20 protein-coding genes, 1 tRNA gene and 2 pseudogenes are annotated in these 17015 nt (G+C 52.5%); 8 read left to right on the forward strand and 15 right to left on the reverse strand.

Features of this window, described 5'->3' with window-relative positions:
- Positions 1–56 precede the first annotated feature (56 nt).
- The gene (locus JVX88_RS43680) at positions 57–827 is read right to left on the reverse strand and encodes an SDR family NAD(P)-dependent oxidoreductase (protein ID WP_263975677.1); all 771 of its coding nucleotides are present in this window, start codon (positions 825–827) and stop codon (positions 57–59) included.
- A complete protein-coding gene (locus JVX88_RS40125) occupies positions 724–993 on the reverse strand; it encodes a hypothetical protein (protein ID WP_225931871.1) in 270 nt (89 codons plus the stop codon). Before JVX88_RS40125 ends, JVX88_RS43680 begins: the two co-directional genes overlap by 104 nt.
- On the opposite strand from JVX88_RS40125, the gene JVX88_RS44800 reads away from it, so the two are divergent.
- The gene (locus tag JVX88_RS44800; protein WP_211623605.1) at positions 950–1687 is read left to right on the forward strand and encodes a deoxyribonuclease IV; all 738 of its coding nucleotides are present in this window, start codon (positions 950–952) and stop codon (positions 1685–1687) included. The two genes, JVX88_RS40125 and JVX88_RS44800, sit on opposite strands and share 44 nt — an antisense overlap.
- 47 nt (positions 1688–1734) lie before the next feature.
- Here the strand turns inward: JVX88_RS44800 and JVX88_RS35265 are convergent.
- From JVX88_RS35265 to JVX88_RS35275, 3 genes and pseudogenes are all read right to left on the reverse strand, one after another.
- Positions 1735–2769 (reverse strand): annotated as a pseudogene (locus tag JVX88_RS35265) (aconitase family protein); the annotation flags it as partial.
- Positions 2770–3178: 409 nt separating this feature from the next.
- The gene (locus tag JVX88_RS35270) at positions 3179–3322 is read right to left on the reverse strand and encodes a chlorophyll a/b-binding protein (protein WP_035996397.1); all 144 of its coding nucleotides are present in this window, start codon (positions 3320–3322) and stop codon (positions 3179–3181) included.
- A 102-nt stretch (positions 3323–3424) separates the two neighbouring features.
- Complete coding sequence (locus JVX88_RS35275) at positions 3425–3940, reverse strand: ABC transporter substrate-binding protein (RefSeq protein ID WP_211623607.1); 516 nt, start codon at positions 3938–3940, stop codon at positions 3425–3427.
- 323 nt (positions 3941–4263) lie between these two features.
- On the opposite strand from JVX88_RS35275, the gene JVX88_RS35280 reads away from it, so the two are divergent.
- Positions 4264–6249, forward strand: a complete 1986-nt coding sequence (locus JVX88_RS35280) for a Crp/Fnr family transcriptional regulator (protein ID WP_211623609.1) — start codon at positions 4264–4266, stop codon at positions 6247–6249.
- Here the strand turns inward: JVX88_RS35280 and JVX88_RS35285 are convergent.
- On the reverse strand, positions 6141–7433 hold the full coding sequence (locus JVX88_RS35285) for a GAF domain-containing protein (RefSeq protein ID WP_315875384.1): 1293 nt from the start codon (positions 7431–7433) through the stop codon (positions 6141–6143). The two genes, JVX88_RS35280 and JVX88_RS35285, sit on opposite strands and share 109 nt — an antisense overlap.
- Between JVX88_RS35285 and JVX88_RS35290 the strand changes: the two genes are divergently transcribed.
- Positions 7375–7521, forward strand: coding sequence for a hypothetical protein (locus tag JVX88_RS35290; protein WP_211623613.1), 147 nt, complete (start codon positions 7375–7377; stop codon positions 7519–7521). The two genes, JVX88_RS35285 and JVX88_RS35290, sit on opposite strands and share 59 nt — an antisense overlap.
- 138 nt (positions 7522–7659) lie before the next feature.
- Here JVX88_RS35290 and JVX88_RS35295 read toward each other — a convergent pair whose 3' ends face one another.
- The gene (locus tag JVX88_RS35295; protein WP_211623621.1) at positions 7660–8616 is read right to left on the reverse strand and encodes a glycosyltransferase; all 957 of its coding nucleotides are present in this window, start codon (positions 8614–8616) and stop codon (positions 7660–7662) included.
- A 6-nt stretch (positions 8617–8622) separates the two neighbouring features.
- On the opposite strand from JVX88_RS35295, the gene JVX88_RS35300 reads away from it, so the two are divergent.
- On the forward strand, positions 8623–9252 hold the full coding sequence (locus JVX88_RS35300) for a response regulator (RefSeq protein WP_211623623.1): 630 nt from the start codon (positions 8623–8625) through the stop codon (positions 9250–9252).
- 13 nt (positions 9253–9265) lie between these two features.
- Here JVX88_RS35300 and JVX88_RS35305 read toward each other — a convergent pair whose 3' ends face one another.
- The 5 genes from JVX88_RS35305 to deoC all read right to left on the reverse strand — a co-directional run bounded on the left by JVX88_RS35305 (position 9266) and on the right by deoC (position 12007).
- The gene (locus tag JVX88_RS35305) at positions 9266–9658 is read right to left on the reverse strand and encodes a hypothetical protein (RefSeq protein ID WP_263975408.1); all 393 of its coding nucleotides are present in this window, start codon (positions 9656–9658) and stop codon (positions 9266–9268) included.
- Positions 9659–9754: 96 nt separating this feature from the next.
- Positions 9755–10444: an SLATT domain-containing protein gene (locus tag JVX88_RS35310; RefSeq protein ID WP_211623627.1), complete on the reverse strand. Its 690-nt coding sequence runs from the start codon at positions 10442–10444 to the stop codon at positions 9755–9757.
- A gap of 189 nt (positions 10445–10633) precedes the next feature.
- Positions 10634–10726 (reverse strand) — tRNA-Ser (locus JVX88_RS35315).
- On the reverse strand, positions 10705–11352 hold the full coding sequence (gene recO / locus JVX88_RS35320) for a DNA repair protein RecO (protein WP_211623629.1): 648 nt from the start codon (positions 11350–11352) through the stop codon (positions 10705–10707). Before recO ends, JVX88_RS35315 begins: the two co-directional genes overlap by 22 nt.
- Positions 11353–11398: 46 nt before the next feature.
- Complete coding sequence (deoC, locus tag JVX88_RS35325) at positions 11399–12007, reverse strand: deoxyribose-phosphate aldolase (RefSeq protein WP_225931293.1); 609 nt, start codon at positions 12005–12007, stop codon at positions 11399–11401.
- 290 nt (positions 12008–12297) lie between these two features.
- Between deoC and JVX88_RS35330 the strand changes: the two genes are divergently transcribed.
- From JVX88_RS35330 to JVX88_RS35340, 3 genes are read left to right on the forward strand one after another with little or no spacing between them, the layout of a single operon-like run.
- The gene (locus JVX88_RS35330; RefSeq protein WP_211623633.1) at positions 12298–13134 is read left to right on the forward strand and encodes a response regulator transcription factor; all 837 of its coding nucleotides are present in this window, start codon (positions 12298–12300) and stop codon (positions 13132–13134) included.
- Positions 13131–13685 (forward strand): ABC transporter substrate-binding protein, encoded by a 555-nt coding sequence (locus tag JVX88_RS35335; RefSeq protein ID WP_317134570.1) that lies wholly within the window; start codon positions 13131–13133, stop codon positions 13683–13685. The genes JVX88_RS35330 and JVX88_RS35335 overlap by 4 nt, the downstream gene beginning before the upstream one ends.
- Positions 13686–13694: 9 nt before the next feature.
- A complete protein-coding gene (locus JVX88_RS35340) occupies positions 13695–14300 on the forward strand; it encodes an ABC transporter permease (protein WP_211623635.1) in 606 nt (201 codons plus the stop codon).
- 159 nt (positions 14301–14459) lie between these two features.
- Here JVX88_RS35340 and JVX88_RS43685 read toward each other — a convergent pair.
- The 3 genes and pseudogenes from JVX88_RS43685 to JVX88_RS35350 all read right to left on the reverse strand — a co-directional run.
- A pseudogene (locus JVX88_RS43685) lies at positions 14460–14999 on the reverse strand (DUF3991 domain-containing protein); the annotation flags it as partial.
- A gap of 395 nt (positions 15000–15394) precedes the next feature.
- Entirely contained in the window at positions 15395–15805 is a 411-nt protein-coding gene (locus JVX88_RS35345; protein WP_211623637.1) for an alpha/beta hydrolase, read from the reverse strand.
- Between the two features lie 173 nt (positions 15806–15978).
- Positions 15979–16539, reverse strand: coding sequence for a hypothetical protein (locus JVX88_RS35350; protein ID WP_211623639.1), 561 nt, complete (start codon positions 16537–16539; stop codon positions 15979–15981).
- Between the two features lie 23 nt (positions 16540–16562).
- On the opposite strand from JVX88_RS35350, the gene JVX88_RS35355 reads away from it, so the two are divergent.
- Complete coding sequence (locus JVX88_RS35355) at positions 16563–17012, forward strand: glycosyltransferase (protein ID WP_263975679.1); 450 nt, start codon at positions 16563–16565, stop codon at positions 17010–17012.
- The last annotated feature ends 3 nt before the right edge of the window (positions 17013–17015 follow it).

Below are 17015 nucleotides of genomic sequence, written 5' to 3' on the forward strand. Positions count from 1 at the left end.
GGCAAGGGTAGATTCCCTCTTTGAGTCTAACCCTATCTCATCCTCCCCACTCATCCTCAATTCAAGACTCGACAGCGGCTCAGCGCTTGATGTAAACTGTCCAGCCGCAGCGGTTTACTGAGGTAATCATCCATCCCGACTCGTAAACATTCCTCCCGATCGCCCTGCATGGCGCTGGCCGTTACCGCAATGATGTGTGGACGCGGTTGAGGCAGCCGATTAATTTGCCGAGTTGCTGCTAACCCATCCATTTCTGGCATTTGCACATCCATCAAAATCACATCATAGACCTGTCGGGCCAAGGCATCCAGCACCTCTAGCCCATTGCGAACCACCTCGGCCTGGTAGCCCAACCGTTGCAACAGCTTGAGAATCACTTTCTGATTCACCACATTGTCTTCCGCCACCAGAATCCGCAGCGGTAACTGCTCAGCTAGCGGTTCTGTTTGCAGCAAAGTGATCATACTAGCGTCGGCCGCACGGATGAGCCGAGCGGCGCCGAGCGTATTGGTGCGGATCACCTCTTCCCACTGGGCGTCGTCGGAGTTCTGGGGGCTTCCGCGCAGTCCACGCCCCGCGTTGACGACGACCAGGTCGGCCTGACGGGTGCCCCGGCCGAAGCGCTCACGGGCGGTGTCGAGCATTCGGGTGATGATCGCCGGTTCGACGCAATCCCCTGCGACCGCGGCGGCGCGCGACGGTCCGAGCTCGGCCACGAGGGCCTCAAGGCGATCGGCTCGACGGGCGTTGAGCACCACCGACGCGCCGGCCGAGACCAGCGTCCGGGCGATCGAGAGCCCGATGCCGGCCGACGCCCCGCTCACCACCGCGATCCGCCCAGTCAGGTCCGTCTGAATCATGCGTCGAGGGTAGTGGGCCCCGGCTGCGTGATCCGGCAACACTACCATCCGCTCGCGTGCTGGGATCCCATCTCTCCATCGCTGGCTCGATGACCAACGCCCTGGCCCAGGGCCGGGCGCTCGCGCTCGACACGGTGCAGGTCTTCACGAAGAACCAGCAGCAATGGTCCGTGCCGCCGGTCGACCCCGGAGCCGCCCGGGAGTGGCTCGCTGAACTCGGGGCCTTGGGCTGGACCTCAGGCATCACGTGGCGAGGCCGGGACTGGGGCCGAGTCGTTGCACACGCGTCGTACCTCATCAATCTCGCCAGCCCCAACTCGGAGCTGTGGGAGAAGTCGGTTCGGCTCATGCGCGTGGAGATCGAACGCTGCGCGGGGCTTGGGATCCCATGGCTCGTGCACCATCCTGGCTCGCCAACGGGCACTGCGGCGGCCGAGGGCATGGACCGAATCGCGCGCGCCTATCGACGGCTGTTCAAGGAAACCCGTGGTGCGCCGGTGGTCTTGTGCCTTGAGAACACGGTGGGTGCGGGATCGACGCTGGGCGGTCGGTTCGAGGAGCTCGCCGAACTGCGGGCCAGGATTGTGGAGGCCACGGGCGAGCCCCACCGCGTCGGCTTCTGTTTCGACACGTGCCACGCGCACGCCGCGGGGTACGACATGGGGCCGCGGGCGGCGGCCAAGGCGGTACTGGAATCCTTCGACACGATCTGCGGACTGGAGCATCTGGCCGTGGTGCATATCAACGATTCGAAGGCGGCCGATGGATTCGCCAACCACTGCTCCATCTTCGCCACTCGGCGCAAAATCGTGCGGGCATCGCCATAGCCGCGAGCCACCATGTTCTTCAGCAGCGCCACATTCGAGCGCAGGTATTCGGCCACCGTATCGGAGCTGAGTTTGATTGTGCATCCGGCGCAGGAGCGTTCTGCCGTGGCGTCGGTTAGCTCAAATGCCTGCTCTAGCTTCAGGTCGGGTAAGCCTTCCATTTCCATAATCCGTCCGGAGAAGACATTCTTTTTGTTTTGCTTCTCGACGGTGAGGAGACCTTGCTGAATCGCCACATAGGGAATGGCATTGACGATATCCCGCAGCGTCACACCGGGCTGCAACTGACCCGTAAACCGCACCAACACCGATTCGGGCATATCCAGAGGCATGACGCCCAGAGCCGCCGCAAACGCCACCAAGCCAGATCCTGCCGGGAAGGAAATGCCCAAGGGAAAGCGGGTATGGGAGTCGCCACCGGTGCCTACCGTGTCGGGCAGCAGCATCCGGTTCAGCCAGGAGTGAATAATGCCATCGCCCGGACGCAGCGACACCCCGCCCCGTGCGGTAATAAAGTCGGGCAGTTCGTGGTGGGTTTTGATATCGACGGGCTTGGGATAGGCGGCGGTGTGGCAGAAGCTCTGCATCACCAGATCGGCACTAAAACCGAGACAGGCCAATTCCTTCAGCTCATCGCGGGTCATGGGTCCGGTCGTGTCCTGGGATCCAACCGTGGTCATGACTGGTTCACAGGAGGTTCCCGGACGCACTCCTGGCAGACCGCAGGCTTTCCCGACCATTTTTTGGGCCAGGGTGTAACCCTTACCGGTGTCGGTCGGCTGACTGGGACGGATAAACAGCGGACTCGGCTCTAGACCCATCGCGCCGCGGGTTTTGTCGGTCAGGGTGCGGCCAATCAGCAGCGGAATCCGCCCGCCAGCTCGCACTTCATCCAAAATTGTGTCGGGCTTGAGGCTGAAGCGAGAAATCACCTCACCAGATGCATTAGTAATTTCGCCTTTGTAGGGATAGATGGTAATTACATCGCCGGTTTCCATCTGGGTGACATCACACTCGATTGGCAGTGCCCCTGAATCTTCTGCCGTGTTAAAGAAAATCGGCGCAATTTTGCCGCCCAGAATATACTAAACCCCAGTGGGGATGCGCCTTCGGCGTAGATGAAGGGGGACTTCAATCCCGGATTGGTAGGGTGCTGCGCCCAGGCTTCGCCTCTTCCCCTTGATTGAAGGGGGGTAGGGGGGATCTTCAATTTGTGTGGACACCGTAGAGAATACGTAGGGGGATGTAGGGGCTGTTCAAACAGCTTCTAACTGCTGATAGGCATCCGTGCTACAGGATCACCAAATCATTGAATTGACCTACCTAATAGCTGATATGCAATAGGCGATGAACCAGAATGCGGCAAAGTGTAGTTGTTTTTTAACTGTGAGTACTGCCAACGAAACCGCTTTACGTCTACAATTGCTGACAAAAAAGGGGAGCATTCCTGCTCCCCCTCACAATGAACAGACTACTGATAGGTAACGAAGCTTACATCAGACCGAGCTGAGACAGAATGCCTTGACCAGTCAAAAGCTCAGTAGCCAAACCAATTACAAAACCCAACATTGCCAAACGACCGTTCCATGTTTCAGCAAACTGGGTAAAACCGAATTTGGGTGCTTGATTTTCCATGACTGCTAGACCTCGTTAATATCAACCTTGTTGCTATTAACTTAACATAAATTTTTGAAGTTTTGCAACGATTTGTAAACTAATCGTAGGCATAGAGTCGAGTCATGCATTAGTTGAAGTATCTGCTGCCACATCCCAGCCTTTAGCTCGATAGCCAAACTGAAACAGGTTAGGATGCAGCAGTTCAGCCAGAATTTCCAAAGAATCGACCAAACGGGGACCAGGACGATTGAAGTAGTGATTGCCATCGGTAATGTAAACGCGCCCGGTTTGAACCGCCTTTAACTTGGTCCAATCGGGGTGCTGCGCCAGTTCAGTGACATCCTGGCGGGTTCGCTCCAACCCAAACCCCAAGGGCATGATCACCAAAATATCTGGATCTGCCTCGATCAAATCGGACCATTGCAGCCAAGCCGAATGCTGTCCTACCTTGCCAAATAGAGGAGTGCCACCCGCCATTGTTACGAGTTCTGGAATCCAGTTTCCGGCTCCCATCAAGGGATTGACCCATTCAATGCAGGCAACCGTCGGTCGCTGGTCGGCAGGTAAGGATTGAGTGGTCTGGCTGCAATGATCGACTCGCTGCTTGAGCGCGGTTAGGATTTTTTCCCAATGCATGCTCTGCCTGAACTTTCTCTCGGTCGCGTCTTACCTGCGCAAATTCTGCGATTGTACGAGCATTGGAAACATCCGGAATGGGCTACTGAGTTTGATTAGGGGAGTCACTTACGAGTTTAGATCCTGAATGTTGGTTTTTCAATTGCAGCAGTTTTTCAGTATGTAGTTTCAAGCAGTCATCTATAGCGCTTTGCCTATCGAAATTAGATACTATGAGAACGAGGTAAGATATGGCCATAGAACCAACTCAGTCAAACGAAGCTAGGACAAAAATAGAAATATCTGGGACAAATACTGGCGTATATACTAGTACGCACAATGATGTGAAAGCTGGAATCAAGATTGCCACCCAGCCTCTTCCTCGCGACTTAACCGTTGAACGACTGCGCCAAGTTCCTATCTTTGCCAAATTACCGGAAGAGCGGCTAAATTGGTTGCTGCAACAGGGCAGCGAAGTCTGGTTAGAGCCAGGACAGTTGCACCGTGCCCAGGGTGATCCAGCCGATCATGTGTTTGTGCTACTAGAAGGCGAGGTTGGTATCACCAAACATGAAGGCAACCAGGATGTGCTGCTAACCACCTACGGTGCCGATACCCTGTTCGGTGAACTGCCGGTGCTGACGGGCGAAACCCATTTTTGGGCCGCTGGACGTGCCATTAGCCACTGTCACATTTTCGAACTGGGCGTAACGGCTTTTTGGGAATTGCTGGCTTCCTGCCCCTGTGTGACTACCACCATTCTCAGCACGATGGCAAAACGCATGCAGGCAGTGCAATCTCTGTCTCAACATCGGCAAAAGATGGTGGCCTTGGGCACTCTAGCTGCTGGTCTCGCCCACGAATTAAACAATCCTGCCTCAGCTGCCCAGCGTTCCACCCAGCAACTGCGTGAAACCTCCCAAACCCTCAAAGCCGCCACCTTAGAACTGCACCACCACCTATCATGTGCTCAGCAAGCTTGGCTGGCTGAACTGCACCAAACCCTGATGCAGCAGGCTACCCATGCGGTGGTTCTCGATCCCCTCACCCAGAGCGACCGCGAAGATGAAATGATGGATTGGTTACACGCTCAAGGTGTTTCCGACTGCTGGCGCTTAGCACCTGCCCTGGTCACTGCCGGACTGGATGTTGACGGTTGGTTCTACTTCATCCATTTACTGATTCTGGCGACGCTGGCAGCCTGGATTGATGTGGTGGTTCCGGGGTTGAGTGGGCTGGCTTGGGCCAGAATTGTGCTGCTGGCTATGGCGATCGAGTGGGGATTGAGTCTGGGCACCGAAACCCGCTGGAAGCAAAGCTGCTGGCATTTCGGTTTGGGGCTGGCCGGTCTCAGCTATGCCCTGTTGTTGAACCAGGTCAATGCATCTGGTGACGATCATCCAAATCTAACAAATCTGATCTGGCTGGTGACGCCTGCTCTTTTGGCGGGGCTAGCTCGTCTGCAACCCCAGCGCTCTGTCTTGGCGGCTTGGCTCAGTTCGGGGGCGCTAGTGGCACAGCTGTTTTTGCTCAATTCGGTCGATAGCTGGCTGTTAGCTTTGGGGGTGGCAACAGCTCTGATGCTGGTCAACACACTGACGTTAAACCAGTTCGCGGCAGCTCTGTTGACCATCGGGTTTGGCCTGGGCTGGGAGGCCGTTGCTCTCTACCGATTTGTCCCAGACTGGCTGCGGTTTGAAACGGTGCTCCTGCTGCTGGCGGCCAACCTCTGGTTACTCTGGATCGGACAGTGGGGGCTGCAACGCTGGGGCCAACTCGGGCTGCGGTATGGAGCAGCGGCCAACTTCTGGGCGGTTGGCGTGGCCTTGTTTAGTTTGATCAGCCTCAGTTTGCACAGTTTGGTGGCCTACTTGCTGATCGAGAGCTGGGACTTTGCACCAGAGTTAGTGATCGCCAGTGGCTTGATTGCCGCAGCCATTGCCAATCAGCTCCGCTGGCAGGGCAGTAGCGAGTTTGGCTTTCTAGGATTGGCTTGGGCTGTAGAACTCTTTGTCATCATCCTGATTGGTTGGCAAGGCGGCTCGTTTGATGCCCTCGCTGTGGCGACGCTGGCCCTGGGATTTGTCAGCCAACTCGCAGGCAATTTCTGGGTCAGCCGCTCCCGACAGACCTACCGCCCAAGCTGGCATTGGATTCCCTTACTTTATGCCGGTTTGGCAATGCTGATTGGCCACCACCGCTTTACAGCGACCACCGGACTCTATACCTTAGCGGCTGCTCTGATCGGGATTGGGGTGGGCCGTCGGAGTCGCACGTTTAAGTTCCTCACCCTCTGGTCACTGGTTTGGCCTCCCAGCACAATCACCTGATCCAAAACGATGGCTACCCCTTGTGCCCGTATCAGGTCCAGTAAGATATCTTGACTGCGTTTGAGCACGGTTTTGATCTGGCTGGGTGAATGTGCTAGCTGCCGTCTAAAGTCCTCTTCGATCTGCCGGATCTGCTCGCGATAGCTCTGCAACTCTCGCTCTTGCCGCAACAGCAGCTCCACCGACATCAACTGTCCCACCAGTTCACAGATCCTTCGGACCTCATACTCGGCTAGTTTAGGCATGTAGTGGTGGCAAGCCATCAAGCCCCACAGTTGGTTTTGATCGATCAGGGGAATCGTCATCGATGCGGCAACACCCATGTTGCGGAGATACTCCAAATGACAGGGAGAAACGCCCCGCAACTCTGATTGGCTCAAATCCAACGGAGCCTCTGTCTGCCCTGCTGTTGATTCGCTAACAGCATCAAGCGATACCAGGCCAACAGGCTGATAGTTCACATCAGGGATCAGGCGCAGCCAACGCTTAGTGAACAGTTCTCTAGCTTTGGGTGGAATATCAACTGCTGGATAATGCAGCCCCAAATAGCTCTCTAGTCCGGGACGTAAACTTTCTGCGACCACTACACCGCTGTAGTCATGGTCAAACCGATAAACCATGACTCGATCGAAGTGGGTGAGATTGCGAACTGCCGTTGCGCCTTGTTGCAACAGATCGGCCAGTGTAGGTGCCCGCCTGATTGCGGCAAGGATATGGTTTAAGTGCCCATAAAACTGAGTAACCTGGAAGTTTTCAGGCGTTGCGATTGGCTCCATTTCGACAATCAGCATCCCGTTGACACGATGGACAGAAGCCATAAACGTTGGGGCCGGACCAGGTTGCTCAGAGCCTTGTCTGCCAGCCAAGCTAACGGGAAAGGGATTGCCAGTCTCTCCGGTCTCTGGGGCTAGGGCGTTGGCCAGATGCTCAATCGTTGAGTCCGTCACAATTGCTGAGAAGGGTTGGCCTAGTAATTGCTCTGAAGCCAGTCCCAAATAGTCCTGCGTATTCTGGCTAACTTGAAGGATTCTCAGCCCTGAACTTTGCAAGACTAAGAGGACTCCGTGGGGCTGAATTTGCCCAATCTGGTGAATCGGTTCGTACTGATCGGCTATTGACGGATTGATGCCAGAGCGATTTGAACAGGCTTGCCGCCAAGCAGGACAAGCGCTGACCTTGCGGATGCAGACTGGTTATGATCACAGCTACTACTTCATTGCTACCTTTATAGAGAATCACATCCGCTACCATGCCGAACGGCTTTGGGGTTGAACCTTAACCTTCAAAAACCTTGGATTGAAATTTGATCACCTAAATTTGATCACCTAAATTTGATCACCTAAATTTGATCACCTAAATTTGATCACCTAAATTTGATCACCTAAATTTGATCCAACTTCATCTGAATTGCTAAGCAGAAAGCCTGAGCACGTTATAGGTATTAATTGCCTCAGCTTGGAGCTGGGTAATCGCCTCGTGCAGGGCTTCTGGAACTGGCAGCCCCACCGTGGTCAGCATGGTTTTGATCCGATAACACCAATCATGCCTCAGCATGCACTCCTGCTGGTTGCGTCTGGCATTGAGAGCCAGGGTGGTTTCATCGGCTAGTAGGGCCTCAAAGAAGGGAATCCAGTCTGTTGGACTATCTGGAATCTCGATGGTGCTGTTTTCCCAATCCATGAGTTCCTGAACGCCCTGCTCAAATGGTCGTTTGCCAACAATGGTGCAGCCTGCAGCCCAAGCTTCAAACCAGCGATATAGCAGCGGCGAGTGACCGTTGAACCGAGATAAACGGCTAGCTTCAAAGCAAAGGCTGATTTTGGAGCGGCTCAACAGCTTCCGCATTAGGGTGATATGCTCTCGTGGGTTCTCGACTTCTCCCGTTGTAAAGGTAGAGTGGAAGTACATCCGTTCGATTGAGCCTTGGTTGAAGTGGGCCTGTAGACAGCGGTGAACTGCTTCGTTGCCGCGACCATAACTGATGATGTCAATCCAGCGGTGAGTGCCCGAAGCGTAGGATTTGGTGGTATTGGCTCCCAGGGGCAAAAATGTCGTGCTGATAGAGTTAATTTTGGAAATCTCAGTTGCTAACTCCTGGCTAATAACAAACAGATGATCTAACCAGGCTGCAATGGTAGGATCGAGCCAGGTTGGCTTAAACCCGTCGAGCAGGTAGGCAATCCGCAAATCAAATTGCTTCAGCAGTGGGGCAATCGTCAGCAGTGCTTGCAGAAAATTAGGCGTGAGGCCAATCACCAACAGTACATTCAAGCAATGGCACAGCACCAATGCCAGCAAGAGCGTCCGGCCATTGCGCTGATTGATTTCTCCTTGCTGCGAACTGCTTCCCCAGACCAGTCGAGGCAAGGTTTATTGGCAGAGCTACAGAAGCCACCTGCGGTTCCCATCGTTTTGCTGTCTACAGAAGATAGCTCAAAGGCCCGCGTTGAAGCTGTACATGTTGGCGGACAGCTATTTCTCAAGAAACCCATTCAGCCGGCGACGATTCTGCAGGCCATTGGTGATCTTGTATCCACTCCTCCGGTGCAACGACCTAAGGTTCTGCTGGTGGACGACGATCCGCTTGTAGCCCAAATCTTGTCAAGCTGTTTGGAGCCGCAGGGTATTCAACTGATGAGCCTACAAGACCCCACTCAGTTTTGGGAAACACTGAAGCAGGTCCATCCCGATCTGCTGATTTTGGACGTGAATATGCCAACTATTAATGGTTTAGAACTTTGCCAAACCGTTCGCTGCGATGGAGAGTGGCATTGGTTGCCGATCATTTTCCTCACGGCCCGAACCGATCGGCAGACCCGGAGGCAGGTATTTTCGGTTGGCGCTGATGATTTGATCTTGAAGCCGATTGAACCAATTGAGCTACCCAACCGTATCCTGAATCGTCTGCAGCGTGTTCAACCTGGCCATAGTCAAACTTACAGCCCAAGTCAAAGTCAAAGTAGCTCAGACGCCACAACCTCCTCTGCTTCGTATCAGGCATAGTCGTGAGTATTGCCTAGTTTGGCTTTATGCCAACCACGGATTGCACTACCATAGGAACCCCACCTGCCTGATGATATCGATCAGCCCAATTCTTAATCAACTCATCTAGCTCCTGGAGAGCTTGGTCAATTCGCTCGGTTGGAATATTTAATTCTTCTAAAATCCGAACTGCATTCGGTTTGCGTTCAGCCCAATCTCTCATCAAGCTGAAGTAACGGGCCGTATTTTCCACAACGGTGTAGGCTCGCTCTTTTTCATCAACCGGCGAATAGGAGGTGCGGATTAATGCGTAAAATGGCACGCCCCAGGGAGAGTCAATCCGGGTAACGGTTCCGGCATGAATCAAGCGGCGCTTGATGTGGTCGGCCATCGCTTCACTCAGAGGCACTTGATGGTCAGACGGCAAATCCTCTTGCTAAACGGGACGTGCCCGCGCTTCCCTCGCGTCCCGTCGCCCCGGCCAACAATGAAGTGCCTGTTGGTCGGGGCATTTTACGTCGAACTATGGAGCGGGCGGGCAAGGCAATGTCGGAACGGGCGAACTACCCAACAGCACGAACCTGTAAACGATAAGGCAAACGCCAATCAGCGCAATCAAATGAAGACCCATCCAAAGGTGCGCCATGATGAACGCTTGAAGCTTCTTAAATTGGATTTGACCAAGCTTTATCCAATGGTTCTTAGCGAAATTGTTCGGAAAGTGGTGCGGCTTGTATGATTGCTCTTTGATGAAATCGACATTCTCATGGTTGATTGGACATTCGTCCAAAGCCTGTCGATATTGTTCCTGAAGTTCTGTCAGGCGCTTTTTTGCGTTGTCGTAATCATTTTCGGGGTCGATGTTCTTCAGTTCATGGTGAACTGTCGCCACCTTCCGCGCGCATTGATGCAGCAGTTCGCCTTGATGGTAGAAGTTCTGCGAACCATCAATCAGGCTAGTGAAGATGATGAACGCCGAAAGGACGACCGAACAGGCCAGCAGGATTTGCGATTGGTAGGATTGCAGGGCGATGATGTTCGGCAGCAAGGAAAGCGCAATCACGAACAGCGACAGCAACGAAATCAAGTAGGACGAATTGCGCTGACGCGCTGCAAGCCGAAGGTTTGCTTGAAATCGAACATCACGCGTAATTTCCACGCTTCGCTTGAAGTCCTTCAAAGCGGTGTGCAGAACGTCGGTTTCGGTGCTCATAGTGTCCCCCCGGCCATCGGCTATATCGCTAATTGGCCAAGGTGTATCGTTCAATCATGGATGAAACCGTTATCGCACAGATTAGCGCGAATCACGTTGAACCGGCGAAATTCATAGCCAGCCGCATGTGGTAATTCATGTGGTAAATTTGCCGCCGAAGCGGCTAAGCTATTGAATTTACTAGAAAATTGGCGGAGACGGAGGGATTCGAACCCTCGGTACCGGATTTACCAGTACGACGGTTTAGCAAACCGTTGGTTTCAGCCACTCACCCACGTCTCCGCACGACGCAAGATAGCTGCGAGGCGCGGCCTATAACGGGGTCCCCGCGCGGCGGCAAGCCATGAACGGGAGCGCCGCGAAAAAGCCCCGGCTGCTGCGCTAAATCCCACCTGCCAATCGAGATCCGGCTCTAGAGCTAAGGGCTGCTTGCTAATGCAGCAACTATGTAGCTGTGGAGTTAAACCAGCGAGGGCCAAGAGATGAAAAGTGGCGTGAATGAGGCTCGCTAGGGCGGTTGAAGCAGGTAGGGTCTCAATTCGGCCTAAATGTTCTCGCAGTAAACAGAGCAGCTCGGTCTGGGGCTGGTCACTCAGGGCTTGGTAGAGGGTTAATTCGGCCAGATATTGAGCTGCCGTTAGTTTACAGAGGTCTTGACTGAGTCCTGGAAAGGATTCAATGCTCTCGGCCTGGATAATTTTGTCGAGGGTGCGGCCTTTTGCTAACAAAAGCTGATTCACCACAAACAGACTGCTGCGCCCTCCTAGACTAGACTTGTGCTTACGTGAGCCAGGGGCAACTACCCGCACCAGTCCCCATTCGTCGGTCAGCACCGTCAATAGGCGATCGGCCTCACCCAAGGGTGTGCTCTTGAGGTTGATACCAATGGCCTTGTAGGTTCCGCTCATAAATGGGCCAACTTAACTGGATGCTGCTAGAGGGTGCTGCTAGAAATTAATCCAGATCAAAAATTTTCCCCTTTTCCAGGGTATCGCGTTGGCGGACTAAATCGGGACCGCGAGACGTACCCAATCGAGTTGCGCCGGCCAGAATTAACTCAATGGCTTGCTCCGCTGTACGAATACCGCCAGCAGCTTTGATGCCAATCCGATCTTTGGTGATCGATTTCAGCAGCCGCACATCGGCAACCGATGCCGCCCCGTACCAACCGGTGTTGGTTTTGAGGAACGCAACTCCTGCATCCATACAGACTTCCGCAGCGAGCTGCTTTTCAGAATCGGTCAAAAGATGGGTCTCTAAGATCGCTTTGACGGTTTTGCCGGTGATTTCGCAAATTTCAGCTAGCTCTCGATGCACTTCATTGGTTTTGCCGGTTTTCAACCAACCTAAGTTGATCACAACATCGAGTTCGGTAGCACCATTCTCAACTGCTTCTTGGGCTTCGTAGAGTTTAACAGCAGAAGTAGTGGCTCCGGTGGGAAAGCCAATTACTGTACAGACTTGAGTCCGCTTGTGGAGGAGTAAATCAACCGCCTGACGCACATGGCAGGGGTAAAGTTTGACGAGTTTGAGTTCAACCAAGAATTTGACAAATTTGATCAAACAAGAGGGCTGCGACAAAACCTCCGCTTTGACAAACTTCTGTGGGGCGCATTTCGTTGTTTTGTATTCTTTATTTGAGTACCGTCGTCCCTACTGTAACTAAGCTGTTCAATAAATTATGCGATATCGCCCCTATACCATTGCCGTATCACGCATCGGTCAGCGATCAATTCTCAATTAGTCGCAAATTCAGTTACCGCAAATTCAGTTATGGAGCTGGTCAAGAATTGGCCAAGAATTAGCCAAAACGTTAGCGATTACAACCTTTTTTAACCCAATATCCGCCCAATATGAGAATTTTACTAGTCGAAGACGATGAAAGCATTGTGGAGCTGGTAACTGCCATCTTGAATGAGCAGAAGTATGTCGTCGATGTAGCAACAGATGGTGAAGCTGGATGGGAACTGATTGAGGCGTTTCCCTACGATCTAGTGCTTTTGGATATTGGTCTGCCTAAACTGGATGGAATTGCGTTATGCCGCCGTTTACGCAGCCAAAAAAAGCAAGTTTTGGTGATGCTGCTGACGGCCCAAGATACTACAACCGACAAACTGCTAGGGCTAGATGCCGGTGCTGACGATTATGTTGTTAAGCCCTTTGATGTGAGAGAATTGGCGGCTCGGATTCGGGCACTGTTACGGCGAGGCAGCACTAGCACAACGTCAGTGTTAACCTGCGGCAATCTCCACTTAGACCCCAGTGCCTGTGAGGTGACGTACAACGGCCAGTTACTCCGCTTCAGCCGCAAAGAGTATTTGCTGCTGGAGTTATTCTTGCGACATCAACATCGGGTGTTTAGTCGCAGTGCTATTGTTGATCAGATCTGGTCCTTCAGCGAAGATCCGCCTAACGAAGATACGGTAAAATCTCACATCAAAAGCATTCGTCGCAAACTGGACGCCGTTGGTGCGGGTGATCTGATTGAAACCCTCTATGGCCAAGGCTATCGGATCAATCCAGCCCATCTCGCTGATTTTTCTGACCATAAGACAGCCGCACAATCTAGCGAGCAAGCGGTACAGGAATCTACACCACAGCTGCAGCAAGCTCTGGACCATTCAGTTACAGCGATTTGGCAACGCACAAAGGGCGTGAACCTTGAAAACGTGATGCACTTGTACTGGTGAAAGATGTCAGTATGCTGACCAAGGAACTGTGGGATGGTCATCCCTGCTGCGCGTTTGCCGCCAGTCAGAGCTGGATTGATGTCAATCCCAACACCTTCCGCGCTGTCAACAAGGCAATTATCGACGCGGCGGGTTATGCCAACGATGCGGTCAACCGCAAGCAGATTGCCGGAGCGCTCATCGAGCGGAAATACCTTAACCAGCCGCTGCCGGTGGTAGAAGCGGTGCTCACGGGCGAATTCGAGGATGGTTTGGGCAATACGCAGAATGTCCCCGACCGGATCGGCTTTGATCCCTACCCCTGGAAGAGTTTTGCCAAGTGGATTTCCTCCCAATTGGTGCGCTGGGACCTGATGCCGGCTGACAAGGCTAAGTATGACCAGATTGCTCAGGATATCTTTCTCACCGACTTGGCAGCAGAACTGCAAAAGGACCTGGGGCAAACCCCACCGGCTCAGCTAGAGCGTAAGGAAACCCTCAAGTTTGATTCGTTCGATCCGAAAGATCCGGCTGCCTATGTCAACGCTCAAGTCAAGCAGTTTGGCAAGTAGGGAGGCGCTATGAACAACTCAGCTATTCCGGTAGCGGCCATGCCCGCCAAGAAGTTTAGCCTCAATACTAACCAAAAAGCATTTTTACTGTTTTTGTTGATTCTGGGTACGGTACTGTTGGTGTGGGAAGTAGGGGCGCGAATGGGTTGGTTTTCCCAACTCATGCCTTCGGCCAGCGCCACGCTAAAGGATTTCTGGTGGTGGATTTCCAATCCGTTTTTTGATTACGGTCCGAATGACCGGGGCATTGGTTGGCTGCTGCTCACCAGTTTGCGACGAGTGTTGTTGGGTTTTGCGATTGGTTCTGCGATTGCGATTCCTTTGGGGATTCTGATTGGCTTATCCGAAGTTGTTTCTCGCGCCGTTGACCCATTTATTCAAATCCTGAAACCCGTGTCGCCTCTGGCCTGGTTGCCGTTAGGATTGGGACTATTGAAAAACTCGGAAAGCACGGCTCTATTTGTGATTGCGATTACCAGTATTTGGCCGACGCTGATCAACACCAAATTTGGTGTCAGCCATGTAGACCAGTCCTATCTGGATGTCACCCGCACGCTGGGCACATCTCGTAAAGGCAATGACAACTTGCCCATCTCGTTCCAGAATTTGCTTTAACGCTTCGGTTGGAATGGTTCCTGCCCCATCTGTAGACAAATAGATCGTCACGCCCTCCACTGCTTGTCGATTCTTACTATCTAGGGTTGCTAAGGAGAGGGTGTCAATTGGGGATTCAATCAGCATTACTCGTTTGACTTCCCCCTTGCCCGTCCCAATCCAAAACCAACCCTGCTCACGCGATGAACCGGGAGCAAGACCGTGAAACGAGTTGTTCTCTCCCCAAGTTCCTCGTAAACTGGCTCCGGTTGGTTCTCCTCGATACCAATGAGTATTTGTATTGTGAGTGGCATAGCGAACAAAGACGACATTCTGCATATCATCGGCGTAAATTAGATCCCGTTGATGAAGACGATCGACCAGAGCCGCAGGCAGCTTCCGCGTTTCAACCAGATATTCACGCGCGGCTAACCAACGTTGTTCATTGGGGACCGGCATCTCCAGTAAACGAGGTTCGTTATCCTCAATCTGGGATTGCTGTCGATGTGTAGCTGAGTGAGGTGTCAAGGTTTGCCCAGATAACCACTGTACTGCTTTTACGAACTCTACGCCGTGAACATGCATTACGAGATCAATTGCCCCTCCACCTCCTTTATCTGCTATCGAGTCCATAAACTTACTACCACTGATACTGATAATGCGTTCAGCATTTTTCCACTTTTGATGATCATGCTGGTCTTGTTCTAATCCCAAACTCATCGCAACTACTTCCAAATCAAACTCTCGGACTTGATCTGCCAGTTCTTTGAGATTGAATTGTTGAACGGATTGAGGAGATTGAGAAACAGTGCCAGTAGCAAAACCAAACGCTTCTGAGGGTGGAATAGATACGGTCGGGGGAGTTGCTTCTAATGACTTCTCTAAAATATCCCAAGAGGGATCATGTCCTCTTGTATCTATCTCATAATCCGACGCAGCAGTAAACGAGTTGAGATCAAACAAACTCAATTCTTCAACTTCGGTAGGCGCAGCTTTAGCCTGTGTTGTTAGAACTTCCTGAGTTGCGGTAGATGCGACGGATAGATTGTGCTCCTGCTGTTCTACTTGTTGAAGTTGAGGTTGTTGTGAATGAACAGTGATCAAGTTTTGTTCTTCTACAGTGCGGTGGGAAACTGCTGCAAAAAGCCGATGATGCTGACGCCGTCAGGGTTCGCTGTTGCCAAAATCGCAGCACTGCGCAAACCTCTCGCACCATTTTGGTATGCCTCGGACTGAATTAACTCTCCCAGTTCCCGAAACAACCGCTCTCCCGATGAAGTATAGGCAAACCGATCCACCATGATCGGATCAACTGGATAGCGAAGCTGTAACACGGATCGAATTTGGGCGCGTCGTTCTGGACTGAACCGCTTCAGCAAAGCCAAACTGCCTTCTAATTCGCCAGTCTCGGCAAAAGTCGCAAGTTGCTCTACCGTCACAGAACGCCCCAGCAATCCATAGTTGAAATAAATCCGCTCTGCCGCCTGTACTGGAAGCACCAACAACAGCACAACAGCAGCACTCAAAACCAGTAATTTATACAACTTGCGACGATGGACCATAGGAAAACAAGCCGAGGCTAAGATCATCCACCAGAACACTCTACAGTAAAAAACTGTGCGTTCGGGATAAGGATAGAACAAATCCGGTTGAAGGTACCCAAAGAAATCACAATGAATATACCTGTTGATCCGATGCGTTAACCTTTTCCTTGATGCATCTGTTGCAGCCAGCGCTGGAGTTTGCCCTTTGTCAGATCAGTGTAGCGCTTGACATGGGTGACGAGGTTGAAATAGCGCTCCATGACTGAAGTGGGGTCACTGGGGCTATCGACTGGTAGAGTCCACTGCTCTAATATTTCTAGTTGATTGTTCAGTAATTGGGTACGACAAAGCGAGCGTTGCACTTTCCCGCTGGAAGTTTTGGGCAGAGATCCGGGTTTCAACAATAGGATGCTGTAAACATCTACGAAATGTTCTTCAAATACGCGCCAGCGAATCAACTCCACCACTTCCGTAATCGTTAACTGATCCCGATAGCTGCGTTCAACTTCTTGAGCAATCACCAATCGCTCTTCGTTGTTTACCTTGATTGAAAACGCTGCATTACTGTCTGGACGAAAGCCGGGATGACAGGCTTCTACGGTTTGTTCAATCAGTTGCGGATAATGGTTGAATCCCCAGAATACCAGCACATCATGCAAGCGTCCGGTAATAAATAGTTCGTTCTGGTAAAGAAAGCCCAAATCTCCTGTGCGCAAATAGGTTCGTTAACCAGCTCCAACTGCCTCTAGTCGTGGTAGGGAATGGAGCCGAGCGCAAGTTTCTCCAGTCGATGGCTGGACCCAACGTGACGATTTTGGGACACCAATCCGAGGCTGTAATCGTCGATTTGATGCAGCGCTGTAAGGCATTTGTCTATGCCGCCGCTGAAGATTTCGGCATTACGCTGGTCGAAGCCCAAGCCGCCGGAGCGCCCGTGATCGCCTACGGCAAGGGTGGAGCCGCCGAGACGGTGATTCCAGGCAAAACCGGCCTGTTATTTCCCGAACAAACGGTGGCCAGCTTGATCGATGCGGTCAAAACCTTTGAAACTGGGCAAATCGCATTTGATCCCGACCAATTGCGCCAAAATGCCGAAAAATTTAGGCCAGAGCGGTTCCGCCAAGAACTTTCTGCCTATATCGATCAAAAATGGACAGAATTTCAGCGGAAGGATGCCCTACAGTATTAGCGT

It is taken from the genome of Leptolyngbya sp. 7M, assembly GCF_018128485.1.

Coding starts and splice junctions, on each gene's coding strand:
- JVX88_RS44800 (WP_211623605.1), top strand. CDS start 950: ATGACCAACGCCCTGGCCCAGGGCCGGGCGCTCGCGCTCGACACGGTG.
- JVX88_RS35270 (WP_035996397.1), bottom strand. CDS start 3,322: ATGGAAAATCAAGCACCCAAATTCGGTTTTACCCAGTTTGCTGAAACA.
- JVX88_RS35275 (WP_211623607.1), bottom strand. CDS start 3,940: ATGCATTGGGAAAAAATCCTAACCGCGCTCAAGCAGCGAGTCGATCAT.
- JVX88_RS35290 (WP_211623613.1), top strand. CDS start 7,375: ATGCCAGAGCGATTTGAACAGGCTTGCCGCCAAGCAGGACAAGCGCTG.
- JVX88_RS35310 (WP_211623627.1), bottom strand. CDS start 10,444: ATGAGCACCGAAACCGACGTTCTGCACACCGCTTTGAAGGACTTCAAG.
- recO (WP_211623629.1), bottom strand. CDS start 11,352: ATGAGCGGAACCTACAAGGCCATTGGTATCAACCTCAAGAGCACACCC.
- JVX88_RS35330 (WP_211623633.1), top strand. CDS start 12,298: ATGAGAATTTTACTAGTCGAAGACGATGAAAGCATTGTGGAGCTGGTA.
- JVX88_RS35340 (WP_211623635.1), top strand. CDS start 13,695: ATGAACAACTCAGCTATTCCGGTAGCGGCCATGCCCGCCAAGAAGTTT.